Here is a 24881-nt window from a genome sequence, read left to right on the forward strand (position 1 = left end):
TGTGATAATTTAACTCCTCTTATAAAAAAAGAGGGGATAATATCTTTAAGATAGTGTTATCTTTATTCTTTTTTTAGTTACTTTTGTGGATAAAATTGAGGATAAATAATAATCCACATTAAACACAGTTATAAATAAGAAGAATCCTTTCTTTAATATAAATTTATTAATATAAGTTTCTGTGAAAAATACTTTTAATAGCATTTCATTAATGCTATAATTTTAACTCACGTTTTTGTTATAAAATAATTAAATACTTTTTGTATTTTACATTTTTTCAATTTTTTCATATAATTACTTAATATTATAAGAATAAATTTCATATAAATGGTACTTGCAGATTGAAAAAATTGAGTGTAAAATGTTTCTTTTTCTTAGAATATTTCATTCATAAATTTCCATAAATTATTTAAGATAATCTTCTCCTTAATTACAAAGAGCATATTTCATGCAAAAAATGAAACTACAAGAACTTAAAAGCAAAAATCCCGTTGAACTTGTTTCTTTTGCTGAAACATTAGAAGTTGAAAATGCTTCCCTTATGCGCAAACAAGAATTAATGTTTGCTATCTTGAAAAAACTTGCTCTACAAGATGTAGAAATTATAGGAGAGGGTGTTGTTGAAGTTTTACAAGACGGATTTGGATTTTTGAGATCTGCTGACGCTAATTATCTTCCTGGTCCTGATGATATTTATCTTTCACCTGCACAAATACAGTCATTTTCTTTAAAAACAGGTGATACCATTGAAGGACCTATACGCAGTCCAAAAGAGGGAGAACGTTATTTTGCTCTCCTTAAAATTAATACAATTAATTTCGAAAAACCTGAAAAAATTCGTTATAAAATTCACTTTGATAACCTTACTCCTCTTTATTCAAATGAGCGTTTTCAAATGGAAATACAAGATCCTACAGAGAAAGATATGTCATCACGCGTGATTGATTTGATATCTCCATTGGGAAAAGGACAAAGAGGATTAATTGTGGCTCCTCCTCGGACAGGAAAAACAGTTTTACTTCAAAATATTGCTCATTCTATTACCACTAATCATCCTGAATGTTATCTCATTGTTCTTTTAATAGATGAACGACCAGAAGAAGTTACTGATATGCAGCGTTCAGTAAAAGGAGAGGTGGTTTCTTCTACTTTTGATGAACCTGCAATACGTCATGTACAAGTAGCAGAAATGGTCATTGAAAAAGCCAAACGCCTCGTTGAATATGGACGCGATGTTGTTATTCTTCTCGATTCTATTACACGTCTTGGGCGTGCATATAATACAGTTGTTCCTTCTTCGGGTAAAGTTTTAACAGGTGGTGTGGATGCAAATGCCCTTCAGCGTCCAAAACGTTTTTTTGGTGCAGCACGTAATATTGAAGAAGGCGGATCTTTAACCATTATTGCAACGGCTTTGATTGATACAGGAAGTCGTATGGATGAGGTTATTTTTGAAGAATTTAAAGGAACAGGTAATTCGGAAATTGTTCTTGATCGAAAAGTTGCTGATAAGCGTATTTTTCCTGCTATGGATATTTTAAAGTCAGGAACGCGTAAGGAAGAACTTCTGGTAGAACGACAAGATTTGCACAAAATTTTTGTTCTTCGTCGTATTTTAGCATCTATGAATGTAACAGATGCAATTGAATTTTTGATTGATAAATTAAAGCAAACAAAAAATAATAGTGAATTTTTTGATTCAATGAATACGTAGAGTCATTAAAGTTTTTATTAGGATAAAACCTGTGGATACAATCTTTGCTGTTTCGAGTGGATTGTTACCTTCAGGGGTTGCAGTCATTCGGCTTTCTGGTCCTCATGTTGTAGATATAGTTAAAACGCTTTGTGGTCGTTTACCTAAAGCACGTTTTATGCATTATGGAAATCTTATTGCTCGTGATGGTAGTTTTTTAGATTCTGCTTTAACTGTTTTTTTTCCTGCTCCTAATAGTTTTACGGGGGAAGATTGTGCAGAATTCCATTTACATGGAGGAAAAGCCGTTGTTAGTCGTTTTCTCGATGAATTGTCGACATTTTCTGGATGCCGTATTGCTGAAGCAGGTGAATTTTCACGTCGTGCTTTTATGGAAGGGAAATTAGATCTTGTTCAAGCAGAAGGTCTTGCTGATTTAATAGAGGCAGAAACGGAAAGCCAACGGCGTTTAGCTGTTATGGGTGCAAGTGGACATTTAACGACGCTTTATCGTGATTGGCGTCATAAGCTTATGAAGGCGCGTGCTTTTATTGAGGCAGAACTTGATTTTGTTGATGAAGCAGATATTCCCAACGCAATATCTGATAAAATTTGGAAAGATGTTGAGGATCTTTGTAGTTCTCTTAGAGAATATATTATTGAAGGAGAGCGTGCGAGTATTTTACGTGATGGATTAAAAATTGTTATTGCTGGTGCTCCAAATTCCGGAAAATCAAGCATTATGAATCGTCTTTCAGGAAGATCTGTTGCTATTGTAACGGAAGAAGAAGGAACAACCCGTGATGCTTTAGAAATGAGAATTATTCTTGGTGGTTTACCTATTTTTTTAACGGATACTGCTGGTTTTAGAAAAACAGAAAATAAAATAGAACAAATGGGAATAGAAGTTGCTAAACAGCATGTTAGGGAAGCTGATTTGGTTATTTTGGTTTATGATATAGTAAATCCTAAGCAAGTTGATTTACCAGAAACATCGGCTGAAATATGGTGTGTTGGCAATAAGCTTGATCTTTATGAAAAAAATGATCAGCGTTGGTCTATGCAATTTTCCGCATTAACTGGTTTAAATTTTGATTATTTTATAAAAGAACTTGAATCATTTTGTCATCATCGTGCTTCTGAAATAGGAAATATTGTTCCGGCGCGTAAAAGACAACTTCAATTATTAAAGGAGGCTGTTAAAGAGATTGAATTTTCTCTTAATTATCATTCTCTTGATCTTAGTTTACGTGCAGAACATCTCCGTTGTGCAAGTAATTTTCTTGGGAGAATTACAGGAGATATTGATGTTGAAGATTTACTTGATATTATTTTTTCAGAGTTTTGTGTTGGTAAATAATGATTCACGTGAAACATTGATTATTTCATAGACAGATTACAAAGATTATGTAATTTATATACTGTTTCACGTGAAACCTAGAATATTTTCTACGGAATGAATAAAATGCAATCATATGATGTTGTTGTTGTTGGTGGTGGTCATGCTGGCTGTGAAGCGGCTTCAGCTTCAGCGCGTGTAGGAGCTAAAACAGTGCTTATTACACATAAAATATCAGAACTTGGAACAATGTCGTGTAATCCTGCTATTGGAGGACTTGGAAAAGGGCATCTAGTTCGTGAAATAGATGCGTTAGATGGTCTCATGGGAAGAGCAGCAGATGCTGCTGGAATTCAGTTTAGACTACTTAATAGACGTAAAGGACCGGCAGTAAGAGGACCACGGACACAGGCGGATCGACAACTTTATAAAAAAGCAATTCAAAGATTATTAAAAGAACAAGAAGATCTTACTCTTATTGAGGATGAAGTTATTGATCTGGTTGTTAAAGATAATTGTGTATCAGGTGTTATTTTAAAAAAACAAGGAACAATTTTATCTGGTGCTGTTGTTTTAACAACAGGGACATTTTTAAATGGCTTTATTCATATTGGTGATAAAACATGGGCTGCTGGACGTATGGGAGATCAGTCAAGTGTGCAACTTGCTCAACGTTTAAAAAATTATCATATAAAACTTGGTCGATTAAAAACAGGAACCCCTGCTCGTTTAAGTAAAAAAACAATTTCTTGGGATCATCTTCCAAAACAACAAGCAGATGAAAATCCCATTCCCTTTTCTCTTTTAACAGAGAAAATTGAACAACCACAAATTGAATGTGCAATAACACGTACAAATGAGAAAACACATAAAATTATTCGCGATAATATTTATCGTTCTGCTTTATATTCTGGAAATATTGAAGGGTTAGGACCACGTTATTGTCCTTCTGTTGAAGATAAAATTGTTAAATTTGGAGAACGTGATGGACATCAGATCTTTCTGGAACCAGAAGGATTAAATGATGATATTGTTTATCCAAATGGTCTTTCTACTTCTCTTCCTGAAGATGTACAAATTTCTCTATTGAAAACCATTGAAGGATTGGAAAATGCTATAATTTTGCAATCTGGTTATGCTATTGAGTATGATTTTGTTAATCCACAACAATTAACTAGAAGCTTAGAATTACGTTCTTTACCGGGTTTGTTTTTAGCAGGCCAAATTAATGGTACAACAGGATATGAGGAAGCAGCAGCACAAGGACTTTTAGCTGGATTAAATGCGGCACGTAAAGTAGGTAAATTAGATGAAATACTTATAAGTCGTTCTACCGCTTATATTGGTGTTATGGTTGATGATTTAGTTTCGCATGGTGTTTGTGAACCTTATAGGATGTTTACATCACGTGCTGAGTTTCGTTTATCTTTACGATCTGATAATGCTGATACGCGTTTAACACCTTTGGCACAAAAATGGGGTATTGTGAGTAAAATACGTTGGGAATGTTATCAGAAAAAACAACAACGGCTTGATCAAGCTCGATCAATATGTCAAAATCTTTTTTTAACACCTAATGAAGCTTCTGCTCATGGATTACACGTTAATCATGATGGAATTCGACGCTCGGCTTATGATTTTCTTGCTTATCCTCATATTACTTTAGAGTGTCTTTCAGATTTTTGGCCACAATTACAAACAATTGATTCTAAAACAGCAGAATCTTTAGAAATTGAAGCACAATATGCGGTTTATTTAGATAAACAAGCACAAGATATTGCCTCTCTTCAGAGAGATGAGCGTTTAGAAATTCCTTCTTCTCTTGATATTCAGGGAATTTCAGGTCTTTCAAATGAACTTAAATCAAAAATTCAAGAAGTGTCGCCGCGTTCAATTGCTGATGCACAAAAAATTGATGGTATGACACCCGCCGCGTTATCGCTTATTATTACATATATTCAACGTCAACGACGTGAAAAGGCTAAAACAGCTTAATGGATTTTTCTACAGAAAAAAAATATAGACAATTATTAAATATTATTCCTTCTGTTTCACGTGAAACGATGGAAAATTTAATTCAGTTTGAGTCTTTAATACTTCAATGGAATGCGCATATTAATTTGATATCTGCTACAACAATACCAGATCTATGGACACGGCATATTCTAGATTCAGCACAAATTTTTCCTTTGTATGCTCATTCTTTACATTGGTGTGATTTAGGATCAGGAGGAGGTTTTCCTGCAATTGTGATTGCTATCTTTTTGAAAGAAAAAAATATAGGACATATTAATCTTGTTGAAAGTAATGGGAAAAAAGTTTCTTTTTTGCGAACAGTTATTGCTCAACTTAATCTTCCAGCGACAGTTTATCACGCTAGAATTGAAGATGTATATCAAAAAATTCCCATATCTGATATTATAACGGCACGGGGATTAGCGCCGCTCAATACTCTTTTACAACTTATTTTTCCTTTATTAACAGAAAAAACAATCGCTCTTTTGCAAAAAGGTCGGGATTACGCTACAGAAATAAAAAATGCCTCTGCCAATTGGCACTTTGATCTGTTAGAACATAAAAGTAAAGTTGATGAAAATTCTGTTATTTTGGAAATTTCTCATATTAGATCATATAGAGGGTAGAGCAAAATGAGCGAAACAAGAATTATCGCTATTGCAAACCAAAAGGGTGGAGTCGGAAAAACAACCACAGCAATTAATCTTGCAACAGCTTTAGCGGCTATTGGTGAAAATGTCCTGATTATGGATGTTGATCCACAAGGTAATGCTAGTACAGGTTTAGGGATTGATCGTAATAACCGTCCTCTATCTTCTTATGATGTTTTGGTTTCGGGAGTTTCAATTACACAGGCGGCTTTAAAAACAGCAGTACCCAATCTTCATATAGTTCCCTCTACACTTGATCTTTTAGGTGTGGAAATGGAAATTTCTTCATCACAAGATCGCATACAACGCTTACGTAAAGCTCTCTATGATGATCCGGAAATGGAAAAAAAATTCAATTATGTTTTAATTGATTGTCCGCCATCACTTAATCTTCTTACGCTTAATGCTATGGGGGCTGCAGATTCTGTTTTGGTACCCATGCAATGTGAATTTTTAGCACTTGAAGGTTTAAGTCAATTACTTGAAACAGTAAAACAAGTGCGATCCGTACTTAATCCATCTTTAGAAATCCAAGGTATCGTTCTAACAATGTATGATGGACGTAATAATCTTTCAAATCAAGTTGTTGAAGATGTACGTTCTTTTATGGGAGATAAAGTTTATCGTACTGTTATTCCGCGAAATGTGAGAGTATCAGAAGCACCCTCTTTTGGCAAACCTGTATTGCTTTATGATCTCAAATGTGCTGGGAGCCAAGCTTATTTGCGTTTAGCATCAGAAATGATTCAACGTGAAAAACAAGCACGTGCTGCTGCTTAAAAATGTAAAAAATTTTGTAAGAAAACTCAAAGAGCAAAATTATGAATGATGATCAATCAAAAAAAAGACTGGGTCGTGGATTAGCGGCATTGATTGGGGATATCAGTTTAAACAACGATCTTACACGTTTATCAAATACTGACAAATTTACAGAGTCCAATACAGTTTCTTCTGTTTCTGAACGATTTGTTCCACTTGAATCTATTTCATGCAATCCACATAATCCGCGGCGCCATTTTACCGATTCAGAACTTGATAATTTAGCACAATCAATTCGCCAGCACGGTGTTGTTCAACCTGTTATTGTAAGACCATCACGTGATCATCCTCATCGGTTTGAATTAATTGCTGGCGAACGGCGTTGGCGTGCTGCACAGCGAGCCAATTTAAATAAATTACCGGTTATTGTTCGCGATGTAGATGATAAAACGGCTTTAGAATTGGCAATAATTGAAAATGTTCAACGTGCTGATCTTAATCCTATTGAAGAAGCAATGGGATATGAAATTTTGCTGAATGAACATGGATATACGCAGGCAGATTTAGCGCAAGTTATTGGAAAAAGTCGCAGTCATGTTGCTAATACGCTTCGTTTGTTAAAACTTCCACAAAAAGTACAACAATTCTTAACTGATGGGCAACTTTCCGCTGGTCATGCACGCTGTCTTATCACTGCTGAGAATCCACAGGATTTAGCTGAAAGAATTATTCGCGAAGGGCTTTCTGTGCGCCAAACGGAAATACTTGCATATGAACAGGCAAATCCAAAAGTCAAAAAGCGAACTGCTGTTGAGAAAGATACAGAAACAAAATCTTTAGAAAAATTACTTACAGATGTGATCGGAATGAAAGTTACTATTCGACATGGCAAAAAAGGTGGTGATTTAAAAATACGCTACTCTTCACTAGAACAATTGGATGATATTTGCCAGCGTTTGCAAAACTAATTAATTATCTAAAATAGTATGAATTTTATCAATATATTTTGATTGAAATTTAAATTATCTGAAGATATAATATTTTTTTATCTTCAAAGACTATTATTGTAGCTAAAGTTGTTTGAAGAGCCATGAGACCAATAACATAATCTTTAGGTGAGATATTATGTTTTCTTAAAAGATCTGTTAGTTTTGGTTAGCAGAAATAGAAACAATGAACCCTTCAATACTGTTATCATTTCCGGTATTGGATGCCTCTGGCTCTGGAGGTAAATTCTCAATTTATTTGTTTTAGTTATTCTATTTTTGAGAGGAAACCTTCTGTTAAAGGATAATTTTCAATGAAATGCGTGAAATCGAATTGATTATCTGTTTCCTTTTCCTCTGCCATTGTTAGTTGAGTATATATCACGAAAATAAAAAGGAAAAACAAAAAACAAATGTAATACGAACTTGAACATGTTTAAAAATTATCCTTTCTTCTTCGAATTTCAGCAAAGACGTCTTCATCTGTTTCTTCTTCCATTGCAAGGTTTCTTCGCAACGTAGCATCATCCCAGCGGAGAAAAGGATTGGTGGCTTTTTCTTGCTCTAAGGTTACTGGTAAAGTCATAGCGTTTTTTGCACGTAGAAAAAAAACTTCTTCTACTCTTTGACGAAGTTTTTGATTATGTGGATCAAGTGTTAATGCGAAAAGAGCATTGTCTTTTGTATATTCATGTCCACAATAAAGAAGTGTCTTATCGGGAAGTTGACGAAGCTCTTTTAAAGAGTCCAGCATTTGAGCGGGTGTTCCTTCGAAAAGGCGTCCACAACCGAGAGAGAAAAGTGTATCTCCAGCAAAGAGTACACCTTCTTCCGGAAAATAATAAGATAATGCGCCCAAAGTGTGACCAGGTGTTGAAAGAGCTAAAAGCGGGTACGTGCCAAAGAAAAGATTTTCATCAGGTTGAAGTGTTTGATCAAGATGATTAATCTTTTCTTTCTCTTCTTCTGGTCCAATAACTATAGCGTTGTATACTTGTTTTAATTCTTTTAGGGCTTCTACATGATCGTGATGATGATGAGTTACAAAAATAGTCTGAAGTGTCCAGTTACGGCGTTTTAAGGCGTTATGAATCGCTTCACTTTCAGGTGCATCAATTGCAGCTGTGTAGCCGCTTTTTTCATCATGAATGAGTACACCAAAATTATCTTTTCGACAAATAAACTGTTCAATTAACATATCTTTTCTCCATGAACAGTGTGCAGCCATAAATCTACAAAATAATCTAGAGTTATGGACACATTATGTTTAAGAATCAGTTTTTTCCTCTTCTGTGAAAAGTCCCTTTGAATGTTTCATAATGATAGGCATTTGGGTAAGCATAAAGAGGACTGTTAAAGGCATGACGCCAAATACTTTAAAACTTGTCCAAAAATTATTGCTAAAATTTCGCCAAATGATTTCATTCAAAAGAGCAAGAAAAACGAAAAAGAATGCCCAACGATAGGTAAGTTTTTGCCAGCCTAAATCATCAAGTTTTAAGGTAGAATCAAGAGCATAACGTAAAAGTGGTTTTTTAAAACACATACCACTAAAAAGGATGAGCGCAAATAAGCTATTAATAATTGTTGGTTTCATTTTAATGAAAGTATCATTGTGAAGCCAAAGAGTTAAAAAACCAAAGACTAAAACAAATATTCCTGAAATAAGAGGCATAATAGGAATTTGTTTTGCAAGGATCCATGATAAGTTTAGAGAAATAATAATCGCTATCATAAAAATAGCTGTTGCAGGGAAAATAGGTTTATTAAAATTTTCAAAAAATCCAATGTTTTTTATCAACCATTCTCCCTTATAATTGGCAAAAAAGAAGGCAACCAATGGACCCATTTCTAAGAGGAACTTAAGTGTTGGTGAGAGAGGGGTTTTCTTATTGTTATTGATATTTTTTTCAGAATTATTGTGTGAATTAGGGTTAGATAAAGGCTGTTTCATGTATGTTTTCCTGCGATAGTTTCGGCAAAGTCAGAAGCAGAAAAAGGTTGAAGGTCTTCAATATTTTCTCCTATACCGATAAAATAAACGGGTAATTTATATTTTGCTGCTATAGCGACAAGAATTCCTCCTCGTGCAGTTCCATCCAACTTTGTCATGATTAAACCATTAACACCAGCAATATCACGGAAAATCTCCACTTGGTTGAGTGCATTTTGTCCAGTAGTTGCATCAAGCGTTTGAAGAATTGTATGGGGTGCTTGGGGGGTGTGTTTTTTTAAAACACGAATAATTTTTGCCAACTCATCCATCAATTCAGATTTATTTTGTAAACGCCCTGCTGTATCAATAATTAGTACATCACTGTTTGCTTTTTTTGCTTTTTCATAAGCATCAAAGGCTAAGCTGGCGGCATCTGCACTCAATTTTGTTGAAATAACAGGAGAATTAGTACGTTTACCCCAAATATGCAATTGCTCAATAGCTGCGGCTCGAAAAGTATCACCAGCTGCAAGCATAACTTTTAATCCCCCTGCTGTTAATTTTGCTGCAAGTTTTCCGATTGTTGTCGTTTTTCCAGTGCCATTTACACCTACTAGCAAAATAACATGAGGCTTATAGCTGAGATCAAGTTCTAATGGCATTGCGACAGGTTCCAGAACTTTTTTGACTTCATCAGCTACAATAGTATGAATATCATCTGGGGAGAGGTCTTTTCCGTAACGACTGGAAGCTAAAGTATTTATGATGCATGTCGCCGTTTCTACCCCAAGATCAGCTTGGATAAGGATATCTTCGAGCTCTTGCAATGTGTCTTCATCAAGTTTTCTTTTAACAAAGAGGTCGCCAATTGATCCGCTTAGGCGTTGTGAAGAAAGGGATAGACTTTTTTTAAGGCGCCCAAACCACGCTATCTTTTTTTCTTCAACAGAAGATTCAGATAAAATTTCTTCATTCTTTTTTTCAAGGATGTTGTCTGTGACAATAATTTTACCAGAAAAGGGAATTTTATCAGAATGGGATTCTAGAAATGGAGATTTTTCGTCATATTTTGTAAGTGTTGACTCTAGATTTTTTGTTTGTTCTTCTTTTTCTGTGTTTGTAGAGATTTGGTTATTTTTTGTCCTTTCATTTTTGTCTTTATTTTCTTCTATTATATCGCTTTTATCAGGAATAGAAGTCTGTTTTTCCATTTCCTGCTCTTGAGATTTGTTAAAATAGAATATTTTTTTAATAAAAGATTTCGTCATAAGAATTTTCCTGCTCAAGCAGCGTTTAATTTTGGAAGGACAGCAATCAATTTAGCGCCATCATGATCAACGATAAGAGCTTGAACAATTGTTCCTGCTTTTGCACCTTTAACTTGTACAAGAGTATAATCTTCTGTGCGTCCGATTTCATCTTTTTCAACAAGAATTGTTTGTAGACTGTTTTGTAAATGAGCAAGATGCTTTTGGTAAGCCTCATCACCTGCTTTACGCAACTTTTCAGCACGCATCTTAACTGTTTTACGGTTGATTTGTGGCATACGTGCGGCAGGTGTTCCTTCTCTTGGACTAAAGGGGAAGACATGGAGATGGGTTAAATTACAATCTTTGATTAAAACAAGACTGTTTTGAAACATCTCTTCTGTTTCTGTAGGAAAACCAGCAATTAAGTCGGCACCATAAACCATTGTAGGACGTTTAGCGCGCAATTCTTGGCAAAATTGAATGGCATGTTCGCGCAGATGGCGCCGTTTCATCCGTTTTAAAATCATATTATCACCTGCTTGCAAAGATAAATGCAAATGGGGCATGATCCTTGTTTCATAAGTTAAAAGATTGATGAGTTCTTCGTCTGTTTCAATAGAGTCAATAGATGAGAGGCGCAATCGCGCTAAGTCAGGGATATGATGTAAAATTGCTGAAGTTAATTTTCCTAGAGTAGCTTTTCCAGGAAGATCGTGGCCATAACTTGTAAGATCAACACCTGTAAGGACCACTTCTTGAATACCCTCATCTATCAGCTTTTTAATTTGTTCTATGACAGCACCCATGGGAACTGAACGAGATGGTCCACGTCCATAAGGAATAATGCAAAATGTACAGCGATGATCACATCCGTTTTGTACTTGTACAAAAGCGCGGGTGCGCTCTTGTATTGCACTGACCATATGTGGAGCAATTTTTTGTACTTCCATAATGTCATTGATACGCACCTTTTCGGAGTAGTTAATACCAAAATCAGGAAGTTGACGATAAGAATGGGCGTGAAGTTTATCTTCGTTTCCTAAAACGAGATCCACTTCTGTCATGGAGGCAAAATTTTGTGCTTCTGTTTGGGCTGCACATCCTGTTACAATGATACGTGCATGAGGATTTTCACGTCGTGCTTTGCGGATAGCTTGTTTTGCTTGTCTTACGGCTTCGGCAGTAACAGCACAGGTATTAAAGATAATAGCACCATCGTTAAGCTGATCTAGACCTGAAGAAGTACTTTCTTTGCGAATGATTTCTGATTCGTAGCTATTAAGTCGACAACCAAAAGTTACAATTTCTATTGCCATCAGGAGTGATCCTTTTTGTAAATCCCTGTTAAAGAGCTCAAAAAACCACTAAATTGATATTTTATTGGTCCTGTCATAATAACGTGATCATCTTCTCGGTAAAAAATATTAAGTGTTCCCTTTGGTAAGTTTACATCAATATGGCGTTGTGTAAGACCACGACGATAAGCAGCCACTGCACTTGCACAAGCAGCACTCCCACATGCTTGTGTTAATCCTGCTCCTCGCTCCCATGTACGTAAATTTAGACTTTTCTTTGACGTTATACAAGCAATGGAAATATTACACTGTTCGGGAAATAGGGGATCATGTCCAAGTTTTGGCCCATATTTTTCTAATGGAATATGTTGAATATCATTTTCAACAAAAAAGATAGCATGGAGATTGCCAATGGATATGAGACAAGCATCTTTTAGGGGACCAGCCGTAATTTCTACGTGATTGGTATCAACTATTTCACGTGAAACAGGCATCTCTTTTGCATTGAAATTTGGGCATCCCATATCAACAGAAATGAGATTATCGGTTTGGTATTTCCCTTCAATAATTCCAGTGGGAGTTTCTAAACGAAATTTTTCATCAAAATTGTGATCTTTAAGCCATGCAATGACACAGCGGGTACCATTGCCACAAGCTTTAGCCTTTGAACCATCAGAGTTCCATATTTCTATGCGGAAGTCGGCTTTTTTCTGGGTTGGTGTGTGGATGGCCATGATTTGATCAAAATGCATTTCAGGATCTGTCGACAAAGCAAGGATTGCTTGTGGTGTAAGAGCATGAGTATTTTCACGCATATCAACAACAATAATTTGATTTCCAAGACCGTCCATTTTGCTAAATGGCGTTTTCATGAAACTTCTCTATTTCTAATGATTACCTATAAAGAGATATATGACTGAAAATCTTATAAATTTCTAGTGTTTAATAAATATAAAATCGGGTGCATAAATTATTTCTTTTAAAATTAAGTGATTTTAACCTGTTTTTTTTAATTTGTTAATTTATCTTTGTAACTATAATAAAAATTCACTTAATTTTTTTGTGAACTTATTTATTGTCGTGGGAGAGAGTACAGATATGTCGTTTTCAAAAATTTCGTTTTTCGTTGCACTATCAACTGTAATGCTTTTAGGGGGATGTTCAACAACACGGTTTGACAGTAATGACGGTAGTAACGCATTAGAAGTTTTTTATCCATCTCAACAAATGACAACACTGGAAGTGTCTAATCTGTCATCTACTTCTTCGTCGATATCTGAGTCAGCAAATGCTTCGATGTATGAGAAAGGAGATTCTCAGAGTGATGGACGAATGGCTAATCTCGAATTGCCAAGTAATGCTACTGATTTATTTCCTGCAAGTATTGCTGGCGTATGGAATCTTTCTATGGGGGGAAAAGTTTGCCGGATCGCAACGCCGCAAACAAAGTTTGGACAGGGGTACCGTGCTGGCCCTTTACAATGTCCAGGAATTGCTTCCCAAGTGAGATCGTGGGCCGTTAAAGGAAAAAGATTATATTTTTATAATAACTCTGGACGTGTTATCTTTGCTCTTTACTCTTCAAATGTTGATCGTTTTGAGGGACGTACACTTGATGATCATCCCGTTGTTTTAAGTCGTTAAATCATTTTTGATCGTTTATGAAAAATTAAGCTAGACGGACAGATTCGTGAAAAGTATTTGTATTTTTCATTGAGAACGGTTTGAAAAAGGTTACTTGGATGCTTCTCGTTTCAACGCGTTATAAAGAGCTTGTCTCTAAAGGAGAGGTTTGTTTTGATCCTGCTCAATTAGCTATAACAGAATATTTTGATCTTTTATTAAAAAAAATCGCGGAACAAAATATCTCTCGTCCTTGGACTTGGATATTTTGCTCTTTCTTTAATAGAATATTTAAAAGGAAAAAACAAAATATTTCTTGTGTTGGAAAACAATGGGATGAAAAAGACTCTTTTCAGGGATTGTATATTTGTGGTGAAGTAGGGCGGGGCAAAACCATGCTGATGGATTTGTTCTTTTCTTGTTTGCCTAAAGGTCATAAAAAGCGTGCCCATTTTAATGATTTTATGACTGATGTGCATGAGCGTATTAATTTTTATCGTCAAGCATCTGGATGTGTAAAATTTAAACAAGATAATCCTATTTTAGCTGTTGCTGAAGATCTTGCACGAGAAGCAAAGGTACTTTGTTTTGATGAGTTTAGTGTAACAGATATTGCTGATGCTATGGTATTAGGGCGGCTTATTTCTGCTTTGTTTGATAAAGGAATTTTCTTTATTGCGACTTCAAATGTGGCGCCGGATAATCTTTATTATAACGGTTTAAATCGTGAACTCTTTTTGCCTTTTATTCAAGTTTTGAAAGCATATGTTCGTGTTGTCAATCTTGATGCAAAAACAGATTATCGTCTTGCAAAATCAAATCTACAGCTTGTGTATGTAGCACCTTTAGGGAAAAAAGCAGATGAATACATGGATCAAGCATGGGCACTTGTATTGCAAGGACATAAGGAGATATCTGATGAGTTTTCTATAAAAGGCCGCTTTATTTCTATTCCGCGCGTTGGTGCAGGATGTGCACGCTTTGATTATGGAGATTTATGTGCAAAGCCTTTGGCAGCGGCTGAGTATTTGGTATTAGGAGAACGTTATCATACGATTTTTATTGATAATGTACCGGTCATGGATGATACATATCGCAATGAAACAAAACGGTTTATTTTGCTTATTGATATTCTTTATGAGCGTCACATACGGTTATTTATGTCGGCAGCAGCATGGGTGGGGGATTTGTATAAAGGGCATAAGCAGATTACGGAAACATTTGAATTTCAAAGAACACAGTCACGTCTTTTTGAAATGCAAAGCCACGATTATTTAAAACTTTGGGAAGAACATTTTCTTTTGAAGAAGAAGCATTGATTATACTTTTACCTTTACGTAAACTGTAAAAACAATAAATCTTTGAAATTAAAGAAATGTAATAATTCTGTTGTATTTTTTTAAAATTCACTTTATCGATACATCGTGATAATTTTCTAATAGTTGTTTCAGTGGAGGGTTGTTGTTTCTGTAAGGAGAAAAATTTGTGAATTTCATTTCTTTACTCTTTTTTATGATATTGTTTGAATATGGTTGAAGTCAAATATATTCAGTATATGGACGCTGATAGGTGTGCGCTGAATTATCTAAAAGTTAGGAAAAAACTAAAATGGCACGAAAAAAGATAGCTCTTATTGGTTCAGGTATGATTGGTGGTACTTTAGCACATATTATTGGGCTTAAAGAGCTTGGTGATGTTATCTTATTTGATATTGTAGAAGGTGTGCCACAAGGTAAGGCTCTAGATATCGCCGAATCTTCGCCTGTTGACAGTTTTGATATCAGTTTAAAAGGTGCTAATGCTTATGAAGCAATTGAAGGTGCTGATGTTGTTATTGTAACAGCAGGCGTTGCGCGAAAACCTGGTATGAGCCGTGATGAACTTTTGGGCATTAATTTAAAGGTTATGGAACAAGTTGGAGCTGGAATTAAAAAATATGCTTCTTCAGCGTTTGTTATTTGTATTACCAATCCCCTCGATGCAATGGTGTGGGCATTGCAGAAATTTTCAGGTCTCCCTACACATAAAGTGGTTGGTATGGCTGGTGTTCTTGATTCAGCACGTTTTCGTCATTTCTTATCTGAGGAATTTAAGGTTTCTGTTAAAGATGTAACAGCGTTTGTTTTAGGAGGGCACGGTGATTCAATGGTTCCTCTTGTGCGTTACTCAACAGTTGGTGGTATTTCTTTGCCTGATCTTGTAAAGATGGGCTGGACAACACAGGAAAGAATTAATCAAATTATCCAGCGTACCCGTGATGGCGGTGCAGAAATTGTTGGTTTATTAAAAACAGGTTCTGCTTACTATGCACCAGCAGCTTCTGCTGTTTCTATGGCTGAGGCCTATTTAAAGGACACTAAGCGTGTTGTGCCTGTTGCAGCTTATCTTTCAGGAGAATATGGGGTTAATGATACCTACGTTGGTGTTCCTGTTGTACTTGGTGCAGGTGGTATTGAACGAGTCATTGAAATTGATCTTGATAAAGAAGAAAGAGATGCTTTTGTTCATTCAGTAAATGCGGTTAAAAAGCTTTGTGAAGCTTGTATTGCTCTTGTGCCTAGTCTCAAGTAAATTGAACAAGATTTAATTCATTAAAATAAGTATTTAGAATATTAAGACTTTAGGATTAATAATAATCCATAAAAGAAAGGGACGAATGCATGAATATCCATGAGTATCAGGCCAAACGTCTGCTTCATGAATATGGAGCACCAATTGCAAATGGTGTCGCTATTTATTCTGTAGAGCAAGCTGAAAAATGGGCGGAAAAACTGCCTGGACCTCTCTATGTGGTTAAAAGTCAGATACACGCTGGTGGTCGTGGTAAGGGTAAGTTTAAAGAACTTGGTCCTGATGCAAAGGGTGGTGTTCGGCTTGCACAATCTGTTGAAGAAGTTGTTGCAAATGTTCAAGAAATGCTTGGTAAAACTTTGGTAACCAAACAAACGGGCCCAGAGGGTAAGCAGGTCAATCGTCTTTATATTGAAGATGGTGCCGATATTGAACGAGAGCTTTATCTTTCACTTTTGGTTGATCGTAGCGTTGGTCGAATTGCTTTTGTTGTTTCAACAGAAGGTGGAATGGATATTGAAACAGTTGCTGAAGAGACACCAGAAAAAATATTCACGCTTCCGATTGATGCTGTAGAGGGTGTTACTTCTGCTGATTGTGCAAGACTTTGTGATGCGTTGAAACTACAAAGTAGTGCGCGAGAAGATGGTGAAAGGCTTTTTCCGATTCTCTATAAAGCATTTTGTGAAAAAGATATGAGCCTTTTAGAAATCAATCCGCTTATTGTGATGAAAGATGGTCATTTGCGTGTTCTTGATGCAAAAGTTTCTTTTGATAATAATGCTCTGTTTCGTCATCCAGATATTTTAGAATTACGTGATCTTTCAGAAGAGGATCCAAAAGAAATTGAAGCATCAAAGCATGATCTTGCTTATGTTGCTCTTGAGGGGACGATTGGTTGCATGGTTAATGGTGCGGGTCTTGCTATGGCAACAATGGATATCATTAAGCTTTATGGAGCAGAGCCAGCGAATTTTTTGGATGTTGGTGGTGGAGCGTCAAAAGAAAAGGTGACAGCTGCTTTTAAAATTATTACGGCCGATCCAAATGTTAAGGGCATTTTGGTTAACATTTTTGGTGGTATTATGCGTTGTGATGTCATTGCTGAAGGTGTGGTTGCTGCTGTTCGTGAGGTTGGTTTAAAGGTTCCCTTGGTTGTTCGTCTTGAAGGCACTAATGTTGAGCAAGGTAAAGCAATTATCAATGACAGTGGTTTGAATGTTATTCCTGCTGATGATTTAGATGATGCTGCCCAAAAAATTGTTGCAGCCGTGAAGGGAGCTTAAGCTATGTCGATTTTTGTGAATAAAAAGACAAAAGTTCTAGTTCAAGGGCTTACAGGAAAAACAGGAACATTTCATACAGAACAGGCGCTTGCTTATCATGATACGCAAATGGTTGGTGGCGTTAACCCTAAAAAGGGTGGAGAAACATGGGAAGGTTCAAAAGGCGAAACTCTTCCTATCTTTGCTAATGTTGCAGAAGCAAAAGAAAAAACAGGTGCGGATGCTTCCGTTATTTATGTTCCTCCTGCAGGGGCTGCGGCAGCTATTATAGAGGCTATTGAAGCTGAGGTTCGTTTAATTATCTGTATTACGGAAGGTGTTCCCGTTATGGATATGGTTAAAGTGAAGGCGCGATTAGAAAACTCGAAGTCTCGTCTTATTGGTCCTAATTGTCCCGGTATTCTTACACCAAATGAATGTAAAATTGGTATTATGCCTGGTTCTATTTTTAGAAAAGGTTCTGTTGGGGTTGTCTCGAGGTCGGGAACTTTAACTTATGAAGCCGTTTTTCAAACGAGTCAGGAAGGTCTCGGGCAAACAACTGCGATAGGGATTGGTGGCGATCCTGTTAAGGGCACTGAATTTATTGATGTGTTAGAAATGTTTTTAGCGGATGATGAAACTCAGTCTATTGTTATGATTGGTGAGATTGGTGGTTCTGCTGAAGAAGAAGCAGCACAGTTTCTGAAAGATGAAGCAAGAAAAGGTCGTAAAAAACCAGTTATTGGCTTTATTGCTGGCCGCACAGCTCCTCCAGGACGTACAATGGGACATGCTGGTGCTGTTATTTCTGGTGGTAAAGGTGGAGCAGAAGATAAAATTGCGGCAATGGAATCAGCAGGGATTCGAGTGTCTCCTTCACCATCACAGATAGGTAAGACTTTGATGTCAGTTTTGAAAGGTTAAAAGAAAATTTCACCTGAATAAAAAAAAGTTCTTAGATTCAGGTGAAGAAACTTGAGTATAAAAAGGTAAAACTTTTTTGAATGTTCGAATCATTGCTTGTTTTGTAAGCATTTAAAGGTTGAAAAGAGATATAAGGAGACGGAATAGATGTTCCGGAGAGGTATATGGCAAGGCAGGACGAAATAAATAGCCTTTTTGCACAGACATCATTTCTTTATGGTGGGAATGCAGATTATATAGATCAACTTTATGCTCAATATGAAAAAGATCCTACCAGTGTTGATTCACAGTGGCGTGCTTTTTTTGAAGGACTTCACGATAGTAAAGAAGATGTTCTTAAAAATGCTGAAGGAGCAACATGGCAATGTGATCATTGGCCATTAAAAGCAGAGAGTGAATTGATTTCTGCTCTTGATGGTGATTGGTCTTCTCTTGAAAAACATCTTGGTGATAAATTAAAGGAAAAAGCAATAAAAGGTGCTGTGCAAAAGGGAAAAATTTCCAGTGAGCAAGATATTATTCGTGCAACACGTGATTCCGTTCATGCAATTATGATGATTCGTGCGTTTCGAGCACGGGGGCATCTTCGTGCGCGGCTTGACCCTCTTCAATTGGCCGAAAAACAAAAAGATTATAAGGAACTTTCTCCAGAAGCTTATGGTTTTACTCCAGCTGATTACGAGCGTCCCATTTTTATTGATAATGTTTTAGGGTTGGAATATGCAACTATTCCACAAATGCTTGAAATTCTCAACCGTACTTATTGTTCAACAATCGGTGTGGAATATATGCATGTTTCTGATCCGGTTCAGAAAGCATGGCTTCAAGAACGCATTGAAGGGCGAGATGAAAAAAAATCTTTCACACAACAAGACAAGAAAGCTATCCTGAAAAAGCTTATTCAGGCAGAAGGATTCGAACAGTTTTTAGACACTAAATATAAAGGTACAAAGCGTTTTGGACTCGATGGTGGTGAGGCACTGATTCCCGCTCTTGAACAGATTATCAAATGTGGTAGTGCTTTAGGGGTGCAAGAAGTTATTTTAGGAATGGCACATCGTGGTCGTTTAAATGTTCTTTCACAAGTTCTCTCTAAGCCACATCGAGCTATTTTTCATGAGTTCAAAGGGGGATCTTATAAGCCTGATGATGTGGAAGGATCGGGTGATGTCAAATATCATTTGGGAACTTCAGCTGATCTTGAATTTGAGGGTAAAAAAGTTCATTTATCACTGTTGGCCAATCCATCTCATCTTGAGATTGTTGATCCGGTTGTTATGGGAAAAGCACGTGCTAAACAAGATCAACTTATGGGACCTGCGCATACTGATTTACTCTCATTAAGTGAGCGTTCAAAAGTGATGCCATTGCTTATTCATGGTGACGCTGCCTTTGCAGGACAAGGCGTTATCCAAGAAACTTTTGGTCTTTCAGGTCTTAAAGGTTATCGTGTTGCAGGCTCACTTCATGTTATTATCAATAACCAGATTGGTTTTACAACATCTCCACGTTTTTCACGTTCTTCGCCTTATCCATCAGATGTCGCAAAAATGATTGACGCACCAATTTTCCATGTGAATGGTGATGATCCTGAGGCAGTTGTTTTTGTTGCCAAAATAGCAACAGAGTTTCGCCAAATTTTCCATAAACCAGTGGTTATTGATATGTTTTGTTATCGCCGTTATGGGCATAATGAAGGTGATGAACCTTCCTTTACGCAGCCGCTTATGTATAAAGCAATACGTAATCATAAAACAACACTTCAACTTTATAGTGACCAATTGGTAGCAGAAGGAATGGTTACTTCAGAAGAGATTGAGCAACAAAAAAAATTATGGCGCGATAAGCTTGAAGGTGAACTTGAAGCAAGTGCTTCTTATAAACCTAATAAGGCTGATTGGCTTGATGGAAGCTGGACGGGACTCAAAGCTTTTAGTAGTTCTGATGAGCAGCATTCTAGAACAACTGGTGTTGAATTAAAAACTTTAAAGGAAATTGGTCAGAAAATTGTTGAAATTCCGGCAGATTTTCACGTTCACAAAACCATTCAACGTTTTTTAAATAATCGTGCTAAAATTTTTGAAACCGGTGAGGGTGTTGACTGGGCAACTGCTGAAGCTTTAGCTTTTGGTTCACTTTGTTTGGAAGGAGCACCGGTTCGTCTTTCCGGTGAAGATGTTGAACGGGGAACTTTTTCACAACGTCATTCAGTTCTTTATGACCAAGAAAATGAGGCGCGTTATATTCCTTTGAATCATTTACAAAAGGGGCAAGCGCTTTATGATGTTGTTAATTCTATGCTTTCTGAAGAAGCTGTTCTTGGTTTTGAATATGGATATTCTCTTGCTGAACCACGAGGATTAACACTTTGGGAAGCACAATTTGGTGATTTTTCTAATGGTGCACAGGTCATTTTTGATCAATTTATTTCATCCGCAGAGCGTAAGTGGCTTCGTATGTCTGGTCTTGTGTGTTTATTGCCTCATGGTTTTGAAGGGCAAGGGCCGGAGCATTCTTCTGCACGTTTAGAACGGTTTCTTCAACTTTGTGCGGAAGATAATATGCAGGTTGCTAATTGTACAACCCCTGCAAATTATTTTCATATTTTGCGTCGACAAATTAAGCGTGATTTCCGGAAGCCATTGATTTTGATGACACCGAAATCACTTTTACGTCATAAGCGAGCTGTTTCTTTTCTCAATGAAATGGGGCCAGAAACAAGTTTCTGTCGTGTGTTGCTTGATGATGCAGAATGTCTCAAAGATTCTGTCATTAAGTTGCAAAAAGATAATAAAATTCGCCGTGTCGTTCTTTGTACTGGTAAGGTTTATTACGACCTTTATGAAGAACGTGAAAAAAAGGGTATTGATGATGTTTACCTCCTTCGTGTTGAGCAGCTTTATCCTTTCCCTGCTAAAGTTTTGGTGAATGTGTTGTCGCGCTTTTTGCAGGCAGAAGTTTTTTGGTGCCAAGAGGAACCAAAAAACATGGGGGCTTGGTCATTTATTGAGCCTTATTTGGAATGGGTTTTGACGCATATTAATGCGCAATATTCACGTGCTCGTTATGCAGGACGTCCTGCGAGTGCGTCACCGGCCTCTGGGTTAATGGTGAAACACCTTGAACAACTGGCTGCGTTTCTTGAAGACGCGTTAGGTTCTTAATTTATTACTACTCTGATGTATGGAAAAATATTATGACTACTGAAGTTCGTGTTCCTACTTTGGGCGAATCGGTTACCGAAGCAATGATTGGCAAATGGTTTAAAAAACTTGGCGAAGCTGTCGCTATGGATGAGCCTTTGGTTGAATTAGAAACTGATAAGGTAACCGTTGAAGTTCCTTCTCCTGTTTCGGGAAAATTATCTGAAATCATTGCAAAAGAAGGCGATACGGTTGAAGTAAATGCTCTTTTAGGAGTGGTGGAAGCTGGAGAAGCTGGTGTCTCCCAATCATTTTCACCTTCTGCTACACTTGTTCCAGCGGCTTCATCTGAATCGCAGAAGTCTGCTTTGAGCAGTACAATGCCTCCTTCTCCTTCAGCAGCAAAATTGATGGCTGAAAATAATGTTGCAAAAAGCGATATTTCAGGTTCTGGAAAACGTGGACAAATTCTTAAAGAAGATGTTCTTGGTGGATTAAAACAAAGTACAAATGCTCCTACACCCTCTTCTTCTGCGACGAGTTCTTCGGCAACTTCTGTCCAAGAAACACGTGAAGAGCGGGTTCGTATGACGAAATTGCGTCAAACAATTGCTCGCCGTCTTAAAGATGCACAAAATGTAGCAGCAATGTTAACCACATTTAATGAGGTTGATATGTCAGCGGTGATGGATTTGCGCAAGCGTTATAAGGATCTTTTTGAAAAGAAACATGGTGTTAAACTTGGTTTTATGGGTTTTTTTACCAGGGCTGTTTGTCACGCATTAAAAGAACTTCCTGCTGTTAATGCCGAGATTGATGGGACAGATATTGTTTACAAAAACTATGCCAATGTTGGAATTGCTGTTGGAACAGATAAAGGGCTTGTTGTTCCAGTAGTGCGAGATGCAGATCAAATGTCATTGGCAGAGATTGAAAAAGAGATTGGTCGTTTGGGGCGTCTTGCACGCGATGGAAAATTAGCCGTTTCTGATATGCAGGGCGGAACTTTTACCATTACCAATGGTGGTGTGTATGGATCGTTGATGTCAACACCGATTTTGAATGCACCACAATCTGGTATTTTGGGAATGCATGCAATTAAAGAGCGAGCAATGGTTGTTGAGGGCCAAATTGTGATTCGCCCCATGATGTATTTAGCGCTTTCTTATGATCACCGTATTGTGGATGGGCAAGAAGCTGTAACTTTCCTTGTGCGTGTTAAGGAAAGCTTAGAAGATCCGGAACGCCTTGTTCTTGATTTGTAAAATACAGTTTTCAGGATGAAAGGAGAAACGGATGTCTTATGATGTGGCTGTGATTGGAGCGGGTCCAGGTGGTTATGTAGCAGCAATAAAGGCTGCACAATTGGGACTTAAAGTAGCGATTATTGAAAAGCGTACAACATTAGGAGGAACATGTCTCAACGTTGGTTGTATTCCTTCTAAAGCGTTGTTGCATGCTTCAGAAGTGTTTTCTGAAACCCAGCATGGTTTTGAAACGCTTGGTATTTCTATTGGTAAATCTAAGTTTAATCTTGAACAAATGATGGTTCATAAAAAAGCTGTGGTGACAGCCAATACAAGTGGTGTTTCTTTTTTGATGAAAAAAAATAAAGTTGATACTTTTTTAGGGACAGCCAAAATTTTGAGTGCGGGTCGTGTGGAAGTTGTTGCCAGAGATGGTAATAAACAAACAATTGAAACAAAAAATATTATTATTGCTACGGGTTCAGAGAGTTCGGGCATTTCAGGGGTGAATGTTGAAATTGATGAAAAGACGGTTGTTTCTTCTACGGGAGCCCTTTCACTTGAAAAAGTACCAGCGCATATGATTGTAGTGGGTGCTGGTGTCATTGGTTCAGAACTTGGATCAGTTTGGAGCCGTTTAGGTGCTAAGGTGACCATTATTGAGTATCTTAATAAAGTTTTGGGCTCAATGGATGGTGAAGTTTCACGGCAATTTCAGAAATTAATGGAAAAACAGGGAATAGAATATAAGACGGGAACAAAAGTAACAGCTATTACACAATCTGGCTCAACTGCTCAGGTGACTTTTGAAGCCGTCAAAGGTGGTGCTGCTGAAACTTTAGAGGCTGATGTTGTGCTCATTGCCACTGGACGTTCTCCATACACCGATGGTCTTGGTTTAGGAGAGGTTGGTGTTCAGTTGGATGAACGCGGTTTTATTGCAATTGATGCCCATTGGCAGACGAATGTTCCAGGAATTTATGCGATTGGTGATGTCGTAAAAGGACCAATGTTAGCGCATAAAGCAGAGGAAGAAGGCGTTGCTGTGGCAGAAATTCTGGCAGGTCAAAAAGGGCATGTTAATTTTGATGTTATTCCTAGTGTTGTTTATACACAGCCGGAAATTGCGAGTGTAGGAAGGACAGAAGAAGAGCTAAAAACTGCTGGTATTGAATATAATGTTGGCAAGTTTCCTTTTATGGCCAATGGCCGTGCACGTGCAATGCAAAAGAGTGATGGATTCGTTAAAATCCTTTCCGATAAAAAAACAGATCGGGTACTAGGGGGGCATATTCTTGGGTTTGGTGCTAGTGAAATGATTCATGAAATTGCAGTTTTGATGGAATTTGGTGGTTCATCAGAAGATCTGGGACGTTGTTGCCATGCACATCCTACCTTATCAGAAGCTGTGCGTGAGGCAGCTTTGGCAACATTTGCTAAACCACTTCATATTTAAAAGTACATTTTAAAAAGCACAGGAGGCAGAAAATATTTGTGAAGCATGCAACAATATTTTAAAAATTCAAAAAGGAATACAACCAATTGTATTGAAATGTTCTATTTGTTGTATGCTTTTCGGTAATTACTGTTTTAGAACTCTGTTGTGCAGTTTTGATTGATTATCCTGTTTTGCACTATCGTTTAGAGCGGTGGTGTTTTCTCTGTGTAAAGTTTTACATATGGGGTGGTTTTATACTGTTATAAAATATTTAGGATAGGGCTTTGAGCCTATTTGCGTGCTTCGTTTTAAGAAAACATCTCTCAAAATACCCAAGTCTACTTTGCGATGGTGCTCGTGAATGGTATAGCTGTAAAGTTCCTATTGAAATATATAAAATTCATTCAAACTGTTATAAGACCTATTGTGCACCATTATCTTTATGTTTAGTAAAAGTATACGCTGACATTATAATACACTTTTTCAGTTTTTAATATTGCTAAAGCTTTTTATTATTTGATAGTTTTTATAAGAGAAATTTTAATTCTTTTCTTTCATCATTTTTACTCACATGCTCGTTTTGTTTGTAATGTGCAGACAAAAGATTTTAATTGATTCAATGTGAGAGAGTTTGTGATAAGAGAATCTTACAGTTTTCAGCGTTATAAATCAAGTCGAAAATGATATTTTATTGTTATAAATCAATATGTTATGTATGATTATGAATCATATGAAGAGGGAAG

19 protein-coding genes are annotated in these 24881 nt (G+C 36.9%); 14 read left to right on the forward strand and 5 right to left on the reverse strand.

What is annotated here, in order from left to right; translation table 11 throughout:
- Nucleotides 1-448: 448 nt before the first annotated feature.
- From rho to ACFIJS_RS00740, 6 genes are all read left to right on the forward strand, one after another.
- Nucleotides 449-1714 (forward strand): transcription termination factor Rho, encoded by a 1266-nt coding sequence (gene rho / locus ACFIJS_RS00715; protein WP_015857121.1) that lies wholly within the window; start codon nt 449-451, stop codon nt 1712-1714.
- A gap of 31 nt (nt 1715-1745) precedes the next feature.
- Nucleotides 1746-3053, forward strand: a complete 1308-nt coding sequence (gene mnmE, locus ACFIJS_RS00720) for a tRNA uridine-5-carboxymethylaminomethyl(34) synthesis GTPase MnmE (RefSeq protein WP_375648890.1) — start codon at nt 1746-1748, stop codon at nt 3051-3053.
- A 105-nt stretch (nt 3054-3158) separates the two neighbouring features.
- Nucleotides 3159-5027, forward strand: a complete 1869-nt coding sequence (gene mnmG, locus ACFIJS_RS00725) for a tRNA uridine-5-carboxymethylaminomethyl(34) synthesis enzyme MnmG (protein WP_375648892.1) — start codon at nt 3159-3161, stop codon at nt 5025-5027.
- Nucleotides 5027-5674 (forward strand): 16S rRNA (guanine(527)-N(7))-methyltransferase RsmG, encoded by a 648-nt coding sequence (gene rsmG, locus ACFIJS_RS00730; RefSeq protein ID WP_375648894.1) that lies wholly within the window; start codon nt 5027-5029, stop codon nt 5672-5674. Before mnmG ends, rsmG begins: the two co-directional genes overlap by 1 nt.
- Before the next feature lie 6 nt (nt 5675-5680).
- The gene (locus tag ACFIJS_RS00735; RefSeq protein WP_375624823.1) at nt 5681-6478 is read left to right on the forward strand and encodes a ParA family protein; all 798 of its coding nucleotides are present in this window, start codon (nt 5681-5683) and stop codon (nt 6476-6478) included.
- A gap of 41 nt (nt 6479-6519) precedes the next feature.
- Complete coding sequence (locus ACFIJS_RS00740; protein ID WP_375648898.1) at nt 6520-7425, forward strand: ParB/RepB/Spo0J family partition protein; 906 nt, start codon at nt 6520-6522, stop codon at nt 7423-7425.
- Nucleotides 7426-7879: 454 nt separating this feature from the next.
- Here the strand turns inward: ACFIJS_RS00740 and gloB are convergent, their stop codons facing one another.
- From gloB to dapF, 5 genes are all read right to left on the reverse strand, one after another.
- On the reverse strand, nt 7880-8641 hold the full coding sequence (gene gloB, locus ACFIJS_RS00745) for a hydroxyacylglutathione hydrolase (RefSeq protein ID WP_375648899.1): 762 nt from the start codon (nt 8639-8641) through the stop codon (nt 7880-7882).
- A 69-nt stretch (nt 8642-8710) separates the two neighbouring features.
- The gene (locus ACFIJS_RS00750) at nt 8711-9397 is read right to left on the reverse strand and encodes a septation protein A (RefSeq protein WP_375648901.1); all 687 of its coding nucleotides are present in this window, start codon (nt 9395-9397) and stop codon (nt 8711-8713) included.
- Nucleotides 9394-10647, reverse strand: coding sequence for a signal recognition particle-docking protein FtsY (gene ftsY / locus ACFIJS_RS00755; RefSeq protein WP_375648904.1), 1254 nt, complete (start codon nt 10645-10647; stop codon nt 9394-9396). Before ftsY ends, ACFIJS_RS00750 begins: the two co-directional genes overlap by 4 nt.
- A gap of 14 nt (nt 10648-10661) precedes the next feature.
- Nucleotides 10662-11945: a tRNA (N(6)-L-threonylcarbamoyladenosine(37)-C(2))-methylthiotransferase MtaB gene (mtaB, locus tag ACFIJS_RS00760; protein ID WP_375648906.1), complete on the reverse strand. Its 1284-nt coding sequence runs from the start codon at nt 11943-11945 to the stop codon at nt 10662-10664.
- Nucleotides 11945-12796 carry a diaminopimelate epimerase gene (dapF, locus tag ACFIJS_RS00765; protein ID WP_375648909.1) on the reverse strand — a complete coding sequence of 284 codons (852 nt, stop codon included), beginning with the start codon at nt 12794-12796 and terminating at the stop codon, nt 11945-11947. Before dapF ends, mtaB begins: the two co-directional genes overlap by 1 nt.
- A gap of 226 nt (nt 12797-13022) precedes the next feature.
- Here dapF and ACFIJS_RS00770 point away from each other — a divergent pair, with 226 nt between their 5' ends.
- From ACFIJS_RS00770 to lpdA, 8 genes are all read left to right on the forward strand, one after another.
- Nucleotides 13023-13568 carry an AprI/Inh family metalloprotease inhibitor gene (locus ACFIJS_RS00770; RefSeq protein ID WP_375648911.1) on the forward strand — a complete coding sequence of 182 codons (546 nt, stop codon included), beginning with the start codon at nt 13023-13025 and terminating at the stop codon, nt 13566-13568.
- Nucleotides 13569-13666: 98 nt separating this feature from the next.
- On the forward strand, nt 13667-14866 hold the full coding sequence (gene zapE / locus ACFIJS_RS00775; RefSeq protein ID WP_375648972.1) for a cell division protein ZapE: 1200 nt from the start codon (nt 13667-13669) through the stop codon (nt 14864-14866).
- A gap of 289 nt (nt 14867-15155) precedes the next feature.
- The gene (gene mdh / locus ACFIJS_RS00780) at nt 15156-16118 is read left to right on the forward strand and encodes a malate dehydrogenase (protein ID WP_375648913.1); all 963 of its coding nucleotides are present in this window, start codon (nt 15156-15158) and stop codon (nt 16116-16118) included.
- Between the two features lie 89 nt (nt 16119-16207).
- Entirely contained in the window at nt 16208-17404 is a 1197-nt protein-coding gene (sucC, locus tag ACFIJS_RS00785; RefSeq protein ID WP_375648916.1) for an ADP-forming succinate--CoA ligase subunit beta, read from the forward strand.
- Nucleotides 17405-17407: 3 nt separating this feature from the next.
- On the forward strand, nt 17408-18310 hold the full coding sequence (sucD, locus tag ACFIJS_RS00790; RefSeq protein WP_375648918.1) for a succinate--CoA ligase subunit alpha: 903 nt from the start codon (nt 17408-17410) through the stop codon (nt 18308-18310).
- A gap of 164 nt (nt 18311-18474) precedes the next feature.
- A complete protein-coding gene (locus tag ACFIJS_RS00795) occupies nt 18475-21474 on the forward strand; it encodes a 2-oxoglutarate dehydrogenase E1 component (RefSeq protein ID WP_375648921.1) in 3000 nt (999 codons plus the stop codon).
- 32 nt (nt 21475-21506) lie between these two features.
- Nucleotides 21507-22718 carry a 2-oxoglutarate dehydrogenase complex dihydrolipoyllysine-residue succinyltransferase gene (odhB, locus tag ACFIJS_RS00800; RefSeq protein ID WP_375648923.1) on the forward strand — a complete coding sequence of 404 codons (1212 nt, stop codon included), beginning with the start codon at nt 21507-21509 and terminating at the stop codon, nt 22716-22718.
- Nucleotides 22719-22749: 31 nt separating this feature from the next.
- Nucleotides 22750-24156: a dihydrolipoyl dehydrogenase gene (gene lpdA / locus ACFIJS_RS00805; protein WP_375648925.1), complete on the forward strand. Its 1407-nt coding sequence runs from the start codon at nt 22750-22752 to the stop codon at nt 24154-24156.
- Nucleotides 24157-24881 lie beyond the last annotated feature (725 nt).

Source organism: Bartonella sp. OT172YNZD, from assembly GCF_042193725.1.
Classification (GTDB): Bacteria; Pseudomonadota; Alphaproteobacteria; order Rhizobiales; family Rhizobiaceae; genus Bartonella; species Bartonella grahamii_A.

Coding starts and splice junctions, on each gene's coding strand:
- odhB (WP_375648923.1), top strand. CDS start 21,507: ATGACTACTGAAGTTCGTGTTCCTACTTTGGGCGAATCGGTTACCGAA.
- sucC (WP_375648916.1), top strand. CDS start 16,208: ATGAATATCCATGAGTATCAGGCCAAACGTCTGCTTCATGAATATGGA.
- ACFIJS_RS00795 (WP_375648921.1), top strand. CDS start 18,475: ATGGCAAGGCAGGACGAAATAAATAGCCTTTTTGCACAGACATCATTT.
- mnmG (WP_375648892.1), top strand. CDS start 3,159: ATGCAATCATATGATGTTGTTGTTGTTGGTGGTGGTCATGCTGGCTGT.
- ACFIJS_RS00750 (WP_375648901.1), bottom strand. CDS start 9,397: ATGAAACAGCCTTTATCTAACCCTAATTCACACAATAATTCTGAAAAA.
- rho (WP_015857121.1), top strand. CDS start 449: ATGCAAAAAATGAAACTACAAGAACTTAAAAGCAAAAATCCCGTTGAA.
- ftsY (WP_375648904.1), bottom strand. CDS start 10,647: ATGACGAAATCTTTTATTAAAAAAATATTCTATTTTAACAAATCTCAA.
- zapE (WP_375648972.1), top strand. CDS start 13,667: ATGCTTCTCGTTTCAACGCGTTATAAAGAGCTTGTCTCTAAAGGAGAG.
- mtaB (WP_375648906.1), bottom strand. CDS start 11,945: ATGGCAATAGAAATTGTAACTTTTGGTTGTCGACTTAATAGCTACGAA.
- ACFIJS_RS00770 (WP_375648911.1), top strand. CDS start 13,023: ATGTCGTTTTCAAAAATTTCGTTTTTCGTTGCACTATCAACTGTAATG.
- mdh (WP_375648913.1), top strand. CDS start 15,156: ATGGCACGAAAAAAGATAGCTCTTATTGGTTCAGGTATGATTGGTGGT.
- ACFIJS_RS00735 (WP_375624823.1), top strand. CDS start 5,681: ATGAGCGAAACAAGAATTATCGCTATTGCAAACCAAAAGGGTGGAGTC.
- sucD (WP_375648918.1), top strand. CDS start 17,408: ATGTCGATTTTTGTGAATAAAAAGACAAAAGTTCTAGTTCAAGGGCTT.
- lpdA (WP_375648925.1), top strand. CDS start 22,750: ATGTCTTATGATGTGGCTGTGATTGGAGCGGGTCCAGGTGGTTATGTA.
- dapF (WP_375648909.1), bottom strand. CDS start 12,796: ATGAAAACGCCATTTAGCAAAATGGACGGTCTTGGAAATCAAATTATT.
- ACFIJS_RS00740 (WP_375648898.1), top strand. CDS start 6,520: ATGAATGATGATCAATCAAAAAAAAGACTGGGTCGTGGATTAGCGGCA.
- gloB (WP_375648899.1), bottom strand. CDS start 8,641: ATGTTAATTGAACAGTTTATTTGTCGAAAAGATAATTTTGGTGTACTC.
- rsmG (WP_375648894.1), top strand. CDS start 5,027: ATGGATTTTTCTACAGAAAAAAAATATAGACAATTATTAAATATTATT.